The 18,494-nt window shown below is 63.5% G+C and carries 14 protein-coding genes; 6 read left to right on the top strand and 8 right to left on the bottom strand.

Translation table 11 applies throughout. The annotated features are described in order from the left end of the window. Positions 1–142 precede the first annotated feature (142 nt). The 8 genes from argH to RJT37_RS04185 form a co-directional block, all read right to left on the bottom strand. Positions 143–1,669, bottom strand: a complete 1,527-nt coding sequence (gene argH, locus RJT37_RS04150) for an argininosuccinate lyase (RefSeq protein WP_345785388.1) — start codon at positions 1,667–1,669, stop codon at positions 143–145. A gap of 48 nt (positions 1,670–1,717) precedes the next feature. Then, positions 1,718–2,938: an argininosuccinate synthase gene (locus tag RJT37_RS04155; protein WP_313688051.1), complete on the bottom strand. Its 1,221-nt coding sequence runs from the start codon at positions 2,936–2,938 to the stop codon at positions 1,718–1,720. Positions 2,939–3,242: 304 nt separating this feature from the next. Then, a complete protein-coding gene (locus tag RJT37_RS04160) occupies positions 3,243–3,992 on the bottom strand; it encodes a DUF429 domain-containing protein (RefSeq protein ID WP_313688053.1) in 750 nt (249 codons plus the stop codon). Between the two features lie 218 nt (positions 3,993–4,210). After that, complete coding sequence (locus RJT37_RS04165; RefSeq protein WP_313688055.1) at positions 4,211–5,407, bottom strand: cation:proton antiporter; 1,197 nt, start codon at positions 5,405–5,407, stop codon at positions 4,211–4,213. Continuing rightward, positions 5,407–5,892 carry a cation:proton antiporter regulatory subunit gene (locus RJT37_RS04170; RefSeq protein WP_313688057.1) on the bottom strand — a complete coding sequence of 162 codons (486 nt, stop codon included), beginning with the start codon at positions 5,890–5,892 and terminating at the stop codon, positions 5,407–5,409. The genes RJT37_RS04165 and RJT37_RS04170 overlap by 1 nt, the downstream gene beginning before the upstream one ends. Positions 5,893–5,956: 64 nt before the next feature. Then, the gene (locus RJT37_RS04175) at positions 5,957–6,580 is read right to left on the bottom strand and encodes a dolichol kinase (protein WP_313689845.1); all 624 of its coding nucleotides are present in this window, start codon (positions 6,578–6,580) and stop codon (positions 5,957–5,959) included. Positions 6,581–6,643: 63 nt separating this feature from the next. Continuing rightward, a complete protein-coding gene (gene glyS / locus RJT37_RS04180) occupies positions 6,644–8,443 on the bottom strand; it encodes a glycine--tRNA ligase (protein ID WP_313688059.1) in 1,800 nt (599 codons plus the stop codon). Further along, the gene (locus RJT37_RS04185) at positions 8,443–9,288 is read right to left on the bottom strand and encodes a CBS domain-containing protein (protein ID WP_313688061.1); all 846 of its coding nucleotides are present in this window, start codon (positions 9,286–9,288) and stop codon (positions 8,443–8,445) included. Before RJT37_RS04185 ends, glyS begins: the two co-directional genes overlap by 1 nt. A 525-nt stretch (positions 9,289–9,813) precedes the next feature. Between RJT37_RS04185 and RJT37_RS04190 the strand changes: the two genes are divergently transcribed. The 6 genes from RJT37_RS04190 (at position 9,814) to RJT37_RS20600 (ending at position 18,414) form a co-directional block, all read left to right on the top strand. Next, a complete protein-coding gene (locus tag RJT37_RS04190; protein WP_313688062.1) occupies positions 9,814–9,981 on the top strand; it encodes a DUF7556 family protein in 168 nt (55 codons plus the stop codon). A gap of 295 nt (positions 9,982–10,276) precedes the next feature. After that, on the top strand, positions 10,277–10,696 hold the full coding sequence (locus tag RJT37_RS04195; protein ID WP_313688064.1) for a PPC domain-containing DNA-binding protein: 420 nt from the start codon (positions 10,277–10,279) through the stop codon (positions 10,694–10,696). A gap of 2 nt (positions 10,697–10,698) precedes the next feature. Continuing rightward, on the top strand, positions 10,699–14,385 hold the full coding sequence (locus tag RJT37_RS04200; RefSeq protein WP_313688066.1) for a DNA polymerase II large subunit: 3,687 nt from the start codon (positions 10,699–10,701) through the stop codon (positions 14,383–14,385). Between the two features lie 184 nt (positions 14,386–14,569). Then, positions 14,570–15,208: an IS6 family transposase gene (locus RJT37_RS04205; protein WP_313688068.1), complete on the top strand. Its 639-nt coding sequence runs from the start codon at positions 14,570–14,572 to the stop codon at positions 15,206–15,208. A 987-nt stretch (positions 15,209–16,195) separates the two neighbouring features. Continuing rightward, the gene (locus tag RJT37_RS04210; protein ID WP_313684617.1) at positions 16,196–17,011 is read left to right on the top strand and encodes an IS5 family transposase; all 816 of its coding nucleotides are present in this window, start codon (positions 16,196–16,198) and stop codon (positions 17,009–17,011) included. 1,253 nt (positions 17,012–18,264) lie between these two features. After that, entirely contained in the window at positions 18,265–18,414 is a 150-nt protein-coding gene (locus RJT37_RS20600) for a DUF7437 domain-containing protein (RefSeq protein ID WP_425604912.1), read from the top strand. The last annotated feature ends 80 nt before the right edge of the window (positions 18,415–18,494 follow it).

Below are 18,494 nucleotides of genomic sequence, written 5' to 3' on the forward strand. Positions count from 1 at the left end.
CGTCGAAGGATCCGCCCGTGCGAAATCGATGTCTGATTTCGTATGTTATCGTCCCCGGGTTGGGGACGGTCGCGAACGCAGCCGAGAGGGCGCCCCAGGCGGCGGCCCAGGGCGGCGACTCACGGGGCCGGGTGGCCGCCGGTCAGACATACGCGGCCACCTCCGATTCGAGCGTCGTCGCCGCCGCCGCGAGGGCGTCGCGGCGCTCATCGAGAGCGGCGGCGTCGGTTTCGATCCCCGCTGCGGCCGCCTCGAGTTGCGCCGCCACTGCCTCGGGTGCGGGACCGCCCACGGAGTCGCGGCTCGCGACGCTCTCGACGGGATCGAGCGCCGCCTCGACGCGCTCGCGGCTCACGTACTCGAAGAGCGACTCCCCGATCACGTCGACGGTGACCGCATCGAGCGTGTCGATGTCGGGCGTCCCATCGTCGGCCTCCTCGCTCGCCGCCGCGAGCACCTCGTGGGCGGTGCGGAAGGGCACGCCGGCCATCGCGAGCGCGTCCGCGACGCCCGTCGCCGTCGAGAAACCCTCGCCGGCGGCGGCTTCGAGAGTCTCCTCGGGCCACTCCGCGGTGGCGACAGCGCCGGCGGCGACGTCGGTCGCTTCCGTGACGGCGTCGACCGTCTCCCAGGCGTGCGGCGTCGCGCGCTGCAGGTCGCGGTTGTACGCCCGCGGCAGCCCCTTCAGCGTCGTCAGGAGGCCGGTGAGGCCGCCGACCGCGTCGCCCGCGACCGCCCGGACGAGTTCCAGGGTGTCGGGGTTGACCTTCTGGGGCATGATCGACGACGTCGAGGCGTACTCGTCGGCGAGGTCGACGAAGCCCCTGTTCGCGAAGACGACGATGTCCTCGGCGAGCCCCGAGAGCGTCGTCGCGTGCGTTGCCAGCGCCGCCGTCGACTCCGCGAGGAAGTCGCGACCGGCGGCGGCGTCCATCGAGTTCTCGACGATGCCGTCGAAGCCGAGCAGTTCGGCAGTCCGCTCGCGGTCGATGTCGAACGGCGTGCCCGCGAAGGCGGCCGCGCCCAGCGGCGAGCGGTTCGTCCGGTCGGAGGCGTCGAGCAGCCGCGCGGTGTCGCGGGCGACCGCCGACTCGTACGAGAGCAGGAAGTGCGCGACCGTCGTGGGCTGAGCGGGTTGAAGGTGCGTGTAGCCGGGCATCACGGTGTCGACGTGGTCCTCGGCGGTCTCGACCAGCGCCTCACGGAGCGCGACCGTCCCCTCGACCGCGTCGAGGAGGTCCGCGCGCAGCCGATAGCGGATACAGGCCGCGACCTCGTCGTTCCGGCTGCGGGCGGTGTGCATCTTCCCGCCGTCGGGGCCGACCCGGTCGACGACGGCCGTCTCGATCGCCTCGTGGACGTCCTCACCGTCGGGCAGTGCGCCGTGGCCTGCGTCCTCCACGTCGTCGATTGCAGCGAGGATCTCACCCGCGACCGCCTCGTCGACGATGCCCTGTTCGGCGAGCATCACCACGTGGGCGCGGTCGACGGCGAGGTCGGCGGCGAAGATGCGCTCGTCGGCAGCGAGGCTGGAGAGGAAGTTCCGGGCGGGGCCGCCGCTGAAGCGGTCCCGGCGGACGACGCCCGAGCCGTCGCTGCCTGCGGCTGATTCGTCACCGGCCGCCGTCGGATCGTCGTCCGCCGTCGGTACGTCACCGTCAGCCCTCATCGGATCGCCCTCGCCCGCCGCCGGGTCGTCCTCGCCGTGGGTCATCGGTTACTCCCAGTCGCCTTCGCTGTCGGCGCGTTCGTCGGTGGCGTCCGTCGCGGCGTTGGCGAGGCGCGACTGGAAGCCGTGGTACTTCGCGACGCCCGTGGCGTCCTTCTGGGTGATGTCGCCGACGCCCGAGGTGTTGAACGACGCGGCGTCCTCGGAGTAGACGGCGTACTCGGACTCGCGGCCGACCGCGCGGGCCTGGCCGCCCTCGAATTTGACCGTCACCGTCCCGGTCACGCGCGTCTGCGTCTCCGCGATGAAGCCTTCGAGCGCCCCCATCAGCGGATGGTCGACCAGGCCCTCGTAGCCCTTCTGGGCCCACTCGTTGTCGACGGAGCGTTTGAAGTCGCGCTCGTCTTTCGTGAGCACGAGCTGTTCTAAGGCCTCGTGGGCGGTCAGAAGCGTCGTGGCCGCCGGATGCTCGTAGTTCTCGCGGACCTTCAGCCCGAGCATCCGGTCTTCCATCATATCCGTGCGGCCGACGCCGTGGGTGCCCGCCTGCTCGTTCAGCTGACGGACGAGTTCCACCGGCTCCAGGTCCTCGCCGTCGAGGGCGACGGGATAGCCGTCCTCGAATGTGATCTCGACGAGTTCGGTCTCGGTGGCGTTGGCGGGGTCGTCGGTCCACTCGTAGATGTCCTCCGAGGGCACGTGTGCGGGGTCCTCCAGCTCGCCGCCCTCGACGGAGCGGCTCCAGAGGTTCGTGTCGATCGACCAGACGCCGTCGTTGCCCGACTGGACGGGCAGGCCCTTCTCCTCGGCGTACTCCATCTCCCACTCGCGGGTGAGTTCCAGTTCGCGGACGGGCGCGATCACATCGAGGTCGGAGGCGCGCCAGACGGCCTCGAAGCGGAGCTGATCGTTCCCTTTGCCGGTGCAGCCGTGGGCGAGGGCGTCGCAGCCCTCGTTCTCTGCGACTTCGAGGATCGCGTTCGCGATGACGGGACGCGCAAGCGCCGTCCCGAGCGGGTAGCCCTGGTACGTCGCGTTCGCGCGCACCGACTCGAAACAGAGGTCGGCGAACTCCTCTTTCGCGTCGACGACGTGCAGATCCAGCCCGTGCGCGTCGGCGGTCTCCTGTGCCTCATCGAACTCCGACTCCGGTTGTCCGACGTCGACGGTGACGCCGACGACTTCGTCGTATCCGTACTCCTCCTGCAGGAGCGACACGCACACTGTCGTGTCGAGCCCGCCCGAGAACGCGAGTGCCACGCTTGTCATATCTCCGAGTCGGACGCTCTTCCGTATAAATTACACGGTTTAGAGTTAAGAAATTAAGACACAGCAATGCCTGTAGGCGAGTCGAAAAGACGCTGGTCGCTTTCGGGTCGAACCGGCGTGACGGAGAGAGAAGAGTAAGAGCGGGCCTAACGGGCCCGTCGTCGTCGGCGTCGTGCGCCGACGTCGGCAGCGGCGCCAACCCGAGAGCGTAGCGCCGAAGCGGTTGCAGCGGTCGCTCTCGGCAGAACGCGAGCGAACGTCCGAGAGCGTTCGGTCATCGTCGTGATAGACGCCGGGCGTCGCACTAAACGTTTTCGGGACGGCCCGGCGGGCCGGGGATCTCGAACCCGGGGTAGTAGATCCGCGGTTCGTCGCCGTCCGGGTCCGTGGGCACGGTCGCGAGCGTGTCCGCGATGCCCGTCGCCGTCGAGAAGCCCTCGCCGGCGACGGAAAGTACGAGCGAGTCGAGGATGTCGTCGCGGCGGACCGCGTTCCGGGGGTACCGCTCCAGTGCGTCCTCGTACGCCCGCTCCGCGCCGTCGAGTACTTCGGCCAGCAGCGCTCGCCGGAGACGACGCCCCCGCGCCCCCGACTTGCCGTACGCGACTGGCTGGCCGTTCAGCCCGGCAAAGCAGAGTTCCGGGTGGGCTTCTCTCACCCGCCCGTCGTAGTCGTCGCCGACGACGTCGGCCACCTCCCGGATCTTGTCCCGGATGTGAAATGCCTGCTGCGAGAGCCCGTGGCCCACGTCCGCACGGTGGGCGTCGCTGGCGGCGTCGTACTCGTCGTGTTCGATCGCGCGCTCGCTCGGCGGGTAGAACACGGAGATGCCGCGACAGCCGAGCAGTTCGCTCGCCGCCTCGTCGCACCGGCGTCGGGATCCGGTTGGCAGCCCGATCGGGATGTCGACGAGGATCGGTCCCTCCGGATAGGTCTCGGTCACCGCGGCGAACGCCTCGTGGGTCTCGACGCGCACTATGTCACCCTCGCAGACCGTCGCGACCCAGCCCGCAGGGCACGCGTCGACGCCGACGAGTGGGGTATCGTCTGTCATCGCCGTCGCTTCCGCGGCGCGGCGAATAAAGCGTCCGGCCGGTCCGTGGCGTGTTCTCCTCGCAGCGGGGCGTTCTCGTCGTACGCGCTCACTGCTCCGGACGGGGGCGGATCGCCACGGTGTCGCCCTCGTCGGTGATCACCGCTGTGCCGCGTCCGACTGCACGACGCGGTCGTCGTTCACCGTCGACTCGGGGGCTTCCAGCGCACGTCACCGTGTCAGGTCCGATCGACCGGACGCACCCGTGAGACGGCCGCCTCGACGAGGTCGGAGCGTTGCATCAGAACCGTCCCGAGCCCGCTCATCACGAGCACGTAGCCCACGGCGAGCGCCGGGATCGTCTCCCGCATCACCGCCGTCGATCCGCCTGCTGCGAGCGCGGCGATGACGAGCGAGAACTCCCCGCGCGGCACCAGTCCGATGCCCACGCGGATCGACCGGCGTTGCGAGAGGTCATAGACCCGCCCGCCGAGATACCCCGAGAGCAGTTTCGCCGGCGTCGTCAGCAGGACGACCGCGGCGAGCGGAGCGGCGACCGTGAGGAGCAATCGCGGGTCGGTCCCGATCCCGATCCACAAGAAGAACACTGCGGCGAACACGTCGCGGACGGGAGTGAGCAGGTCCTCGATCCGCTCGCGGTGGCCGCTCGTCGAAAACCCCATCCCGACGAAGAAGGCCGCGACGGCCTCGCTGACGCCGATCGAGAGCGCGACCCCGGCGACGGGCACGACGACCCCCAGAATTCGGAGGACGAACGACTCCTGCTCGGAGACGTCGATCACTCGCGAGAAAAACGGCGTCCCGTACTGGACGACGAGAAGCAGCGCGCCCAAGAAGCCGAACGCGATCGCCAGGGAGCGGCCGACACCGGCCACGTCGCCCCCACCGCCGAGGACCAGCGAGGTGACGACCGCGAGGTAGACGGCGATGAAGAGGTCCTCGAAGACGAGCGTCCCGAGGATCGGCTCGGCCTCTTCGTTTGCGATCCACCCAAGGTCGATGAGCGTCTTCGTGATGATGGCAGACGAGGAGATGTAGACGATCCCGCCAAGCAGCAGCGCCTCGACGAGCGACCAGCCGAACGCGAGCCCGAGCGCGATGCCGAGCGGCAGATTGATCGCGGCGTCGATCACGCCGGCGCGACTTATCTGCGATCGCGCCGACAGCAGCCGGTCAAGGCTGAACTCCAGGCCGAGAAAAAATAGCAGCAGGACGATCCCGACCTCCGCAAGCACCGTGAGGAGCTCTCCCGTCGGTACCGCCGGAAGGCCCACGCGACCGGCCACGTGGGGGCCGGCGAGCATCCCGGCGACGACGTACAGCGGGATTACCGACAGCCCGATCCGCAGCGCGACCGCTCCGGCGATCGCGAGCACGGCGAACACCTGCCCGAGTTCCAACAGCCCGGCCGCCATTATGCGCCTTCCACGCGCGACTGGAAGTCCTCACAGTCCGCCCGGGTACCGATGACGACGAGCCTGTCACCCGCCTGGACCGTCGTCTCCGCACCCGGCGACGGGATCACGTCACTTCCCCGTTCGATAGCGACGACGGATGCGCCGGTCTTCGCGCGGAGGTCGGACTCGCCGAGCGTCACGCCGGCGACGGGCGATTCCTCGCCCACGTCGATCCACTCCAACAGCGTGTCGCCGCCGAGGAGCGTCTCGACGTCCTGGGACTCGACGGGCTGGAAGTACGCACCCTCCAGGATCGTCCCGACCTGTCGAGCCAGTTTGTCCGACAGCTCGAACAGCTTCTCGGAGTCCCGTTCGGGATCCGGACGGAGAAACACCTCCCGCCGCCCCTCGTTGTGAGTCACGACGACGAGCTGCGATCCGTCCCCCAGATCGATCTCGTGTTTCTTGCCGACGCCCGGGAGGTCGCTCTCGTAGACCGTCACGGCTGACGGTTCGTCTCGGCAGTATAAAAAATTCCTCCGTGGGCCGCTGAGCACCCTGCTTTCCCTATCCGATCACAGGCGCGGCGCCCGTCAGGGCCAACACTACACCCCCGGCGACGGCTGCGACCGGGGGAATCGAGGCGTTGTCGTCGATGACGTACCCCGCGATCACGGGCGTGAAACCGTCGGCGACAGTCGCCGCCAGTGCTGCTGCGACCGCGGCGATCCCGCCGACTGCGACGCCGGCGACCGGGACCAGATACGGCACCGCCACGAGGAGACAGACCGCGAACATCGCCGCGAGCGTCCGCGGGCGCTTCGGCTCGCCGGCCTCACGCGTCGTTCCCAGGAGCCCCGAGATGGGATCGCCGATCGTCAACATCAGCGCTGCCGGCACGGCGAGATACGGCGCGAACACAAGCGCGACGGCCGTGATGCTGAACATATACAGCGCGTAGCCCGCGAGGTTCGTCTGCTCGTAGGGGCGCGTGAGTTCGTCGTAGATCCGCCAGTCGAGGCCGACGATCAGCCGGAAGAACTCCAGAACGGCGGCGACTGCCGACGCCGCGATCATCACGTATCCGAACTGCCGCCACGTCACAAAATCGAGGACGTACAGCAGCGGCAGCCCCGTCCCGCTGGCGTGGACGAGGCGCCGCTTGAACTCCCCCGACGACGGGGCGGGCAGCGGGCCGTCGGGGCTGGCGACGAGTAGGAGGGCGCCGTCCGCGGATCGCGAGGGTGACACCGGCTACGCGTCCGTCCCGGGCGCGACCAGTTCGTACGCCTCGACCAGTTCGTCGAACGCCGTCTCGCCGCGGTCGACCGCCTGCAGTTCAGTCACCAGAGAGTCGATCGGGACGCGGACCTGGCGGGCGGTGTCGCGCTCGCGGATGGTGGCGGTGTCCGGGCCCTCACCCTCCAGTCCGTCGCGGTCGACGGTGATACAGAACGGGGTCCCGACCTCGTCCTGCCTACGGTACCGGCGGCCGATGCTGCCGGAGTCGTCGTAGGCGACGTCTAGGCCCGCCGCACGGAGATCCTCGACGATGGCTTTCGCGCGGTCGACGAGGTCCGGAACGTTCGACACCAGCGGGAAGACGCCGACGTCGGTCGGCGCGACTGCGGGCGAAAGCGAGAGGTACGTCCGCTCCTCGCCGTCGACCTCGTCCTGTCGGTAGGCGTGCGCGAGCAGCGTGTACACCGTCCGATCGACGCCGAACGACGGTTCGATCACGTGCGGCGTGATGTGCTCACCGGAGACGGTCTCCTCTTCGATCCGGAAGTTCGCCACGTCTGTGTCGACGGTCTTCGTCTCGCCGCCGACGGTGACCGTCACAGTCTCGCCTTCGAACGCGTCGGGGTCGCGGTCGGCCAACTCTTCCAGGGCCGACTGCACGTCCGCGGCCTCGCCGCCGAACTCCGGGCCGAGCACGCTCATATCCGGGTCGACGACGGCGCGCTCTATGGTCTTCGGTTCGTCGAACTGCCGGAAGATCGTGAACTCGTCGTCGCTGTACTCGCTGTGTTTCGAGAGGTCGTAGTCGCCCCGGTAGGCGAAGCCGGCGATCTCGATCCAGTCGCCGTCGACCTCGCTTTCGGCGTCCCAGCAGTCCGCGGCGTAGTGGGCACGCTCGCCGGCGAGATGCTGCCGGAAGCGGAACCGGTCGGTGTCGACACCGACGTGCTCGTACCACTCCTGGGCGATGCCGAGGAAGTAGCCGATCCAGGGGTCGCCGACGATCCCGTCGTCGACGGCCTCGCCGATCGTCGTCTCGACGTACTCGCCGTCGTCGGCCTCCTGTTCGGTCGCCGGGTAGAGGGTGACCTCGACGTCGGCGACGGCGTCGAGATCGGGTTCGTCGCGCTCGGGGTCGACGAACTGCTCCAGTTCGGCCTGCGTGAACTCCCGCGTGCGGACGATGCTCTTCCGCGGCGAGATCTCGTTGCGGTAGGCGCGGCCGATCTGGGTCGCGCCGAACGGGAGGCTGTTGCGCGCGTACTCCTTGACGCGCGGGAACTCGACGAAGATCCCCTGCGCCGTCTCCGGCCGGAGGTAGCCCGGCGTGGACGATCCGGGCCCGATGTTCGTCTCGAACATCAGGTTGAAATCGTCGACCGGTTCCCCGGCGAGGTGGCCGCCGCAGTTCGGACACCGGACGTCGTGGTCGACCAGCAGGTCCTCGACCTCGGCGATCGGCAGCGTCTCGGCGTCCTCGATGTCGGTCGCGTCCTCGATCAGGTGATCTGCCCGGTGGGACTCCCCGCAGTCCGGACACTCGACGAGCATGTCGTCGAACCCGTCGAGGTGGCCCGACGCCTCGAAGACGGGTTCGGGCATGATCGTCGGCGCCTCGACCTCGAAGTTCCCCTCCTGGACGGTGAATCGATCGCGCCAGGCCTCCTCGACGTTGGATTTCAGCGTCGCGCCCTGGGGGCCGAACGTGTAGAAGCCCGCGGCGCCGCCGTAGGCCCCGCTCGCGCCGAAAAAGAAGCCGCGGCGTTTGGCCAGTTCCGCGAGGCGCTCGCCCTCCGTCCGCTCCTCGCTCATCACAGCGCCTCCAGCAGGTCGACGTCGCGGACGATGCCGACGAGTTCGTCGCCCGATACCATCGGGATCTGCTCGATCTCCTCGGTGATCATCGACTGGGCGACCTCGACCGCGGGCTTTCGGCGCGAGACGGTCTCGAGGTCGTCGGACATAAACTTCGAGACCGGTTCGGCGGGAATCTCGACGTTCCGCGTCGGGACGTAGCGCCGGCCGATAGCCTTGATTCCCTCCCACATCCACTCGTCGTCCTGCCCGGCCACCGAGTCTCCGGTGTCGTCTTCGCCCTCGACGACGCGGGCGACGGAGATGATGTCAACTTCGGTGAGGATGCCGGCCATCGACCCCTCGTCGTCGAGACAGACCGTATAGGGAACGTTCGCGTAGTAGATCTCCCGTTCGCCGACTGGAAGGGGCGTGCCGGCGTACGTCGTGTTCACGTCCGCCGTGGCGATGTCCCCGGCGGTGACGTCCAGTTCGACTTCGCCCCGTGCGATGGCGTGGACGACGTCGGTCACCGTGATGATTCCTTCGAGCGTACCGTCGACGACCGGCACGCGCCGAGTGTCGCTTTCGACCATCAGCCGCGCAGCCTCCTCGACGGTCGTGTCGGCGGTCACCGTCGGAACCTCCCGCATCAGGACCGCCAGTTGGTCCTCGTCGGGTCGCTCGATCAGTTCTTCCCGGGAGATGAGACCGCGGTACTGTTCGCCCTCGTCGGTTCGTTTGACCACCGGCACCGAGGAGAAGCCGCGTTCCTGGAGGTGCTCGAGTACGTCGTCGCGGGTCCCCGGCAGTTCGGCGGTAACGACGTCCGAGCGGGGAGTCATCGCGTCAGCAACGTTCATACCGCGCCTTACTGGGCCACACCTCTTGTACTCTTTGAAGGCCCCCGGACGGACCTGCGGCAGGTTTCACCCCGCGAGCACCGACTCGTCGAGGTGGTCGACGTCGCTGCAGCCAACCAGCCCCAAATCGAGGTCCGCGGGGAAGTTCGCACACACCTCGCGGCCGCTCCGAGTCCTCGAACGACATCGGGACTCCTGGCGTCTCGCCGGCCATCCCGTCGACGAACACCTGCGTCATCCGCCGCGGTCCGGGTTGTGTGGGACGGTCGCCGTCCGTACACTGTCCCGTGTTGGCAAGAATTTATATACGCTGCCTGAGATATGGTAAGTTGCGACATACCAATATCGCCGCGAGTTGGCTGGTAATCACAAACACGATCGACACAGCGGGAACGATCATATATATCACGATCACCGGAATATCTGCAAGAACGTGCGTTTCCACCCACAGAATACACACAAACGTGATATCCATCGCGACATCGATCCGACGGGTTTATGTATGAATGAGACACACTCCCAAACATGACGCCGAATGCGACGGCAAAGTCCGACGCGTCGCGCGCCGAGGTGATGGCCTCGGTGGACTCCACTCCCGCACAGCCGGAGTTCATTATCGCAGACATCTCCCGCGACGACGCGTATCTCTCGATGCCGGCATCGGAGGCGCCGTCGCTCCGAGACTGGGTCTAATTCTCGGGCCCGGTAGCATCCACTGGCCGTTCCGCGCCCACATCAGTGTGTTCGCCCGCGAGTCGACCGACCCCCGTCGTCGACTCCCCCTGTCGGTGACCGGCCCCCGTCGTCGACTCCCCCTGTCGGTGACCGACCCCCGTCGTCGACTTCCCCTGTCGGTGACCGACCCCCGTCGTCGACTTCCCCTGTCGGTGACCGACCCCCGTCGTCGACTCCCCCCGTCGGTGACCGACCCCCGTCGTCGACCCCGGCGAACACAGCGCTTTTGTCCGCGTCTCACGAGGGGTCGGGTATGCAATACCAAGAGGTCGACACGAGTCGGGAGTTCCTGCTGCGACTCGAGACGGGGGCCGACTGGCGCACGGAGATCGAGGAGTTCGCCGCGCTCGAAGACATCGACGCCGCGTGGTTCGGGGCGATGGGGGCCGTCCAGGACGCCGAGGTGTGGTTCTACGACCAAGAGGATATGGAGTATCGGTCGGTGACGTTCGAGGAACCGCTCGAAGTCGCCGCCTGCGTCGGGAACGTCTCCTTCCTCGATGGCGAGCGCTTCGCTCACACCCATGCGGTTCTCTCGCGGCCAAGCGGCCAATCGCTGGCGGGGCATCTCAACGCCGCGACGGTCTTCGCGGGCGAGGTGTACCTCCGGGCGTTCGAGGAGCCGCTCGAACGCGAACACGACGAGACGACAGACCTCGACCTCTGGTTGTAGCCGTGCGGGAGGACGACGAGCGCTACTTCGAGCGGCTCGAATCCCGCCTCGACGAGGCGTTCGACCGCGCCGAACGGGCGAAGCGCCGGGGATACGACCCCGAACCCGAGGTCGAGATCCCGGTCGCGAAGGATATGGCCGACCGGGTCGAGAACATCCTCGGGATCGGGGGTGTCGCCGAGCGCGTCCGCGAACTCGAAGGCGAGATGTCCCGCGAGGAGGCCGCCCTCGAACTCGTCACCGACTTCGTCGAAGGGACCGTCGGCGACTACGAGGGCCGGGCCGGAAAGATCGAGGGCGCGGTCCGGACGGCCGTCGCGCTCCTCACCGAGGGGGTCGTCGCCGCGCCGATCGAGGGCATCGACCGCGTCGAGATCCTCGAAAACGACGACGGCACGGAGTTCGTGAACGTCTACTACGCGGGGCCAATCCGCTCGGCCGGCGGCACCGCACAGGCCCTCTCGGTGCTCGTCGCCGACTACGCCCGCTCGCTCCTCGGAATCGAGGAATTTCGGGCGCGTACAGACGAAATCGAACGCTACGCCGAGGAGATCGGTCTCTACGACAAGGAGACCGGCCTCCAGTACACACCGAAAGACAAGGAGACGAGGTTCATCGCCGAGCATATGCCGATTATGCTCGACGGGGAGGCCACAAGCGACGAGGAGGTCTCGGGCTTCCGCGACCTCGAACGCGTCGACACCAACGCCGCCCGCGGCGGGATGTGTCTGGTCCTCGCGGAGGGGATCGCGCTCAAGGCGCCGAAGATCCAGCGGTACACCCGCGGCCTCGACGAGGTCGACTGGCCGTGGCTCCAGGACCTCATCGACGGCACCATCGGCGAGGATGCGGCCGAATCGGCGGCCGGCGAGACGGACGGAGACGAGGGCGAAGCAGGCGACGGCAACGACGCTGGCGATGACGATACAGCCGAAAGCGACGAGCAAACGGATGGCTCCAACGGCGAGGCCGGAGACGATGCGGACGGTGCAAGGGACGGCCCGCTTCGGCCCGACCCCTCATCGAAGTTCCTCCGGGACCTCATCGCCGGCCGTCCCGTCTTCAGCCATCCGAGTGCCGAGGGCGGGTTCCGCCTCCGCTACGGCCGCGCTCGCAACCACGGCTTTGCGACTGCCGGGGTCCACCCGGCGACGATGCACCTCGTCGACGACTTCCTCGCGACCGGGACCCAGATCAAGACCGAACGGCCCGGGAAGGCCGCCGGCGTCGTCCCGGTCGACTCGATCGAGGGGCCGACGGTCCGCCTCGCCAACGGTGACGTGCGGCGGATCGACGACCCCGCGGAGGCGCTGGAAGTCAGAAACGGCGTCGAGAAGATCCTCGATCTGGGGGAGTACCTCGTCAACTTCGGCGAATTCGTCGAGAACAACCACCCGCTCGCCCCCGCGTCGTACGTTTACGAGTGGTGGGTGCAGGCGTTCGAGGCGGCCGGCGGGCCCGTCCAGGCGCTCGACGACGACCCCGCGGTCGACCTCGAACACCCGACGCCCACCGAGGCGTTCGAGTGGGCGACGGCGTACGACTGCCCACTCCACCCCGACTACACGTATCTGTGGCACGACGTCTCCGTCGAGCAGTTCCTCGGCCTCGCCGACGCCGTCGAGTCCGGGCGCGTACTCGCGGCGGAGGCCGACGGCGGCCTCGCCGACGCGGACGGTACGGACGGACCAGTGGGCGATCCCGGAAGCGGTCCGAACGAGGGCGGCGACGACGTCCTGGCGATCCCCAACACCGAACCGGTCGCCGAGACGCTCGAAGGCCTGCTCGTCGAACACACCCAGGACGACGAGACTATCCGGGTCCCCGAGTGGCGACTGCTGGTCCGGTCGCTGGGATTCACCGGTCTCGACTCGGGGGCGCCCCCCGAACGAGCCTGGGAGGAGAGCGACCTCACATCGGGCGCCCGCGAGTGGGACGACGGCGAGAGCGCGTTGCGGGCGGTCAACGAGGTCGCCCCCTTCGAGATCCGCGAGCGCGCTCCCACACGCATCGGCAACCGGATGGGCCGCCCCGAGAAATCGGAATCGAGAGACCTCTCGCCGGCCGTGCACACGCTCTTTCCCATCGGCGAGGCCGGCGGCAGCCAGCGCGACGTCGGCAAGGCCGCCCGGGCCAGAGACGACGAGGGGCGCCGCGGCGTCGTCGACGTCCAGGTGGGGGACCGCGTCTGCCCCGACTGCGACACTCACACCTACCGGACGACCTGTCCCGACTGCGACACCCACACCGAACCGTACTACGAATGCGAGGAGTGCGGTAGCGTCGTCGAACCCGACGACGCCGGGCGCGTTCACTGCGACCGCTGCGACCGCGACGTCAGGAGCCCCGAGTGGTTCTCCATCGACGTGGGCGAGGAGTACCGGGAGGCACTGGAGTCGGTCGGCGAGCGAGAGTCGGCCTACGACATCCTGAAGGGCGTCAAGGGGCTCACCTCCGCGAACAAGACACCAGAGCCGATGCAGAAAGGGATTCTGCGCGCGAAAAACGGCGTCTCGTCCTTCAAGGACGGCACGGTCCGCTACGATATGACTGACCTGCCGGTGACGTCGGTCCGCCCGTCGGAACTCGACGTGACGGCCGAGCACTTCCGCGAACTCGGCTACGAGACCGACATCGACGGCGAACCGCTGCAGTTCGACGACCAGCTGGTCGAACTGAAAGTCCAGGACATCGTCCTCTCCGATGGCGCCGCCGAGCATATGCTCAAGACGGCGGACTTCGTCGACGACCTCCTCGAACAGTTCTACGACCTCCCGCCGTTCTACGAGGTCGAGGAGCGCGACGACCTCGTCGGCGAACTCGTCTTCGGGATGGCGCCGCACACGTCGGCGGCGGTCGTCGGCCGCGTGGTCGGCTTCACCTCCGCGGCGGTCGGCTACGCGCATCCGTACTTTCACGCCGCGAAGCGCCGGAACTGCGACGGCGACGAGGATTGCGTGATGCTGCTGATGGACGGCCTGCTGAACTTCTCGAAGCAGTACCTCCCGGACCAGCGCGGCGGGCAGATGGACGCCCCGCTGGTGATGTCCTCCCGCATCGATCCCAGCGAGATCGACGACGAGGCGCACAATATGGACATCGCCCGGGAGTATCCGCTCGAATTCTACGAGGCGACGCGGGAGCTTGCGGATCCCGACGAGGTCGAGGATCTGATCAAACTCGGCGAGGACACGCTGGGCACCGACGACGAGTACCGCGGCTTCGAGCACACGCACGACACCTCCAACATCGCTCTGGGGCCGGACCTGTCGGCGTACAAGACACTGGACTCGATGATGGACAAGATGGACGCCCAACTGGCGCTGTCGCGGAAGCTCCGGGCGGTCGACGAGACCGACGTCGCAGAGCGCGTCATCGAGTATCACTTCCTCCCGGATCTGATCGGGAACCTCCGGGCCTTTGCCAGACAGGAGACCCGGTGTCTCGACTGCGGCGAGAAGTACCGCCGGATGCCGCTGACCGGCGACTGCCGGGAGTGTGGCGGCCGCGTCAACCTCACTGTCCACCGCGGCTCGGTGAACAAGTATATGGACACCGCCATCCACGTCGCCGAGGAGTTCGGCTGCCGTGAGTACACCAAACAGCGGCTCGAAGTACTGGAGCGGAGTCTGGAGTCGATCTTCGAGAACGACAAGAATAGGCCTACGACCTTTGCTGATTATATGTGAAAATAGTTTCTGAGGCTCTAAGTCAATTATATTCACTCGAATTCATTTCGCTCTTTCGCCTCTATTTCCACTATTAGTGTCTGATACTTTTGTCTTGTCTGCCCATCTTAACCAACAAAAGTATCTTGCCTCCTCCATTGGTCGCGTTAAGTTAGAGGATGAGGCGTTCGAGTTCTGAGTGTCTATGGCAGAATCCGAACGCCTCAGCGGATGTATCGAGTGGATCGACTTGTCGTTTGTGGAGCGAAAGCGGACTCCCGAGTGGGCGATTCAAGTAGGCATCCAGTGTCATCTTGCAGGTATGTCAACAAGGGATGCCAGTCAGTTTCTCGATGAGTTGGGAGTCCAGCGGAGTCACGTCGCTGTTCACAACTGGGTGCACAAGGCTGATCTACAGCCGATTTCAACGGTAATTGCGGATCAGATCGCGGTGGACGAGAAAGTGATCCGCGTCAACGGCGACGACTACTGGCTGTACGGTGCCGTCGATCCCGAAACAAACGAAATATTGCAGTTCAGACTATTTTCGACGACAACAAAACAGACAACGCGATGGTTTCTGGCCGATCTACATCGACGATATCAGCTGGATGGAGTCGAATTTCTCGTCGACGATGCCGATTACTTAGTCAATGTCCTCGATGAAGACGGATACCGATTCCAGATGATTTCACACGGGAATCGGAATGCCATCGAACGTGTCTTTTGGGAAATAGAACGACGAACGTCTTCGTTTGCAACGAGTTTTAGCCATATCAACCCACCGACAGCAGAATCGTGGCTCCAAGCCCTCGCTGTCCGTCACAACTCACGCCAAAATTAACACGACCCCTCCATTGTTGGTTAATACTTCTCCCGGCATATCCTTCTCCGTTCTCCTCCTCAAAATTCTGGCCTCTTGTGAGATTTTTATGAGGATATAGCATAGATTCTCAGATTCTTTTCTGAACTACATTGCATATATCCGTCTCGACAAAGAATCTCTGCATTCATTTTATAATCCGAATAATTGCCCTCGGAATCGATCACACATTTTATCACAAACATAGAAACTTGGTAGAGGGTGTCGTATAACGGTTATTATACCTGTATTTCCGCTCCATTTAGTCTTCGGAAAATGTTATCGTTACCAATCCTGAAGCGGGAATCGCTCAGTACAGTCCACATATGTATCGCAGACCGACTATCTATCAATGAGTGTTAATTTCTCACGTTTCTAAGATGAGATTGAATTAACGCATTTGACATCTTCAACCGCGCACAGATCGTCGAAATCATCTTCTTTCTTGATCAGATAATCGGCGTCATATGCTCGTCCAAGCGCGATAATGAACGAATTGTACACGCCGTGACTTTTCTCGACGATAATCTCGTACGTTTCAAGCAACACTGTCTCAGTGGCACTGACGATTCGTGCGGAGCTCCGAACAAGCGATTGGATCGCATTTCGAATCAGTTTCGCGACTGTTCCCTCTATCGAAAATATGAGATTACCCGGTCAGAATATCTATCTATTTGATATGCTCCTGTCTAAAAGAGGATAGAGAAGGCGTGACTGAGTCTGGTAAGTCAGAACCAACATTTTAGAAAGTTGCCACTTCGTCCCGAACCTCAGCCGACAAACTCGCTTCAGTAACCCAGAACGTGGTTTCACCGTACTTGACTGGCTTGACTTGCTCAGCACCTCTCAGTTCTCTCCGGACTTCTTCCTGTGTGTATGCCTTGTTTTGCCGCTAGCTGACTGTAGTTTCAGACGCTCTCACAGGAAAATACCGTCAAGCTAACCGGGAATTGGACGCCGTCTGGCGATATGGGATCGCTCAGACGGCTCGCTCGGATGTGTCGAGATCTTGCCAAACAGCACGTAGATGACCCTGACGTACCCGCCGCGCCGAACGGCGCGGACGGGTACGCCAAGTGGACACAGATTGCGTTGATTTTGTTCCGCGTTGAGTTGGAGAAGAGTCTTCGTGAGACTGAAGACTACCTCAACGAGATGCCCGGTATCCTCGCCGTATTTGATCTCAACGAGGCACCACACTACAGTTCGTTCTGCCGGTGGGAAGACGAGTATCGGATGCGTGAACTCCGCCGCCTGCTCCGCGCTTCGGCGGAGCAGGCGGGCTGGAGTGGTGAAGCCGCAATCGATGCAAGTGGCTTCCAGCGTGATCAGACCAGCTATCACTACCGTGACCGTGCGAACTACTCGTTCCAGTCGATGAAGACAACCATCTTGATCGACGTGAACTCGCTAGCGATCAAAGACGTTCATTTCACGACACAGAAGGCGTGGGACGGCCACATCGGGATGCAGGTCTTCCGCCGGAACGCGGAAGACCTGCGTGTATTGTCTGCTGACGCGAACTACTCGTGGGGCGAACTCCGTGAGGAGTGTCGCTCGAACTCAACGCGACCACTGATCAAGCACAGGGAACAAACACCGTTGCAGAAGGCCCACAACGCCCGAATGACCGAGGATTACAACCAACGCTGGATGAGTGAGACGGGCTTCTCGCAGTTGAAAGAAGACGACGGCGAGAAGCTCCGCTCCCGGAGCTGGCACGGCCAGTTCCGGGAGCTGACTCGGAAGTGCATCGTCCATAACCTAACGCAGGCGGCGAGTTAGGGCTCGCCGCCTGCTCCCCTTCTCCGGACGTATCCGGGAGAGGCATCGCCGTCGTCACCGAAACAACGAAGCAAGATACCATAGTTTTGACCCTTCGGCAACCGCTGTCAGTAACAGCCGCTGTATCTTCTGACTGTAAGAACGCACCTCTGACAGCGTGAGACTACAAACAATCGACCCTACCCCGTCGCTGTCTTGCGTTCAACAAGGCATGTGTGTATCAAATACAAACTCCCAAGCGAAGGGAGATTGACCTCGCCTGAAACCCGCTGGGGGATGCGTTTAGGACAGAGCAAAATATTTCGACGGGTGTTATAGTAGCGTTTGCAAGTCTTCGCTCACACGATCGCACCACAGTGTGCGATTGGATGAGTAATCAGTTACAAACGCTACTATAGTTTACGTGTCTCGGAAACCCTTTCCAATTGTTTCGCTCCGAATCTCAAGATCCGTATGGGTTCCGCGGTCGCAACACGGATGTGACTGGATTAGACCTACCCGCACGTTCAAAATGCAGGAGTTCGTTTCTGACACCAATTACGGCGATACTCATCAGGATTCTGAGCTATTCACTCTTTTGTTTTGCAGAGTTACAAATTTTCCTGGCTTCTTCTGATTTCAGTTTCAGAGCTATGTAATCGTCACCTTATCGTTTGTTTCATATAAACTATATTAATTTTGGGTAAAATTTTCTCTAACTATCTAAGTTACCTGATTTGGCTGATAACAAACTGAGACGATAGAAGTGCTCCGTGTCCACTCATCTACTCCGGCCGTTTATTCTGGTTATAGTTTGGGAAGCGATTTTGTGCACGTCCTATCGGAACTAATGATATATTTCTATATAATACATAAAATATCAAAAACACTTGAAAAATATGAATATGAAGTGATAGTATCGTCGGAGATGAAAAATTCAATAGAAGATCCCGTCACCAATGACCCATCTACTCTCGTTGTCGATGTGGCGGAATAAGTCCTCTATCAGGTCATCGAACTCGAATTCCGAAAGATCGTCCAGTACAGCTGTCCAAATATATCTTGTTTGAATCAAATACGTTGCCGACCTCAGTGACGAGAACGTAGTTGTTGTTTCACGTCCCGTGAGGTGTTCGAGACGCACGTTCCGGGTTATGGATGTGTTCTGAGGGTGAATGTGAAATCGCTCTTGAACGTTGTGGTTATATTGACGAACAGACGACGAGCGCATTATATTCGCCTATAAGTACCTCGCCGGCATAGTCAACCATCGAATTGCAGCCCGGAAACTAGACCTCTCACCGCTTGGGACCGAGATCATCGTTCAGGCGCTGGAACCAGTGGCCATTGAGTATACTAACACGAATAATCACGAGTATCGATCTTGGCGACAGTGGCGTCTTTTTATGATGTCTGTCTGCTAATGACAAATTTCAATGGTTTCGTGGGATACTCCAAAATGGCAGGTATATCTCATTGAGTATACGGTGGATAACCTATCAAG

It is taken from the genome of Halobellus marinus (assembly GCF_032113415.1).
In the GTDB taxonomy this organism is placed as follows: Archaea; Halobacteriota; Halobacteria; order Halobacteriales; family Haloferacaceae; genus Haloquadratum; species Haloquadratum marinus.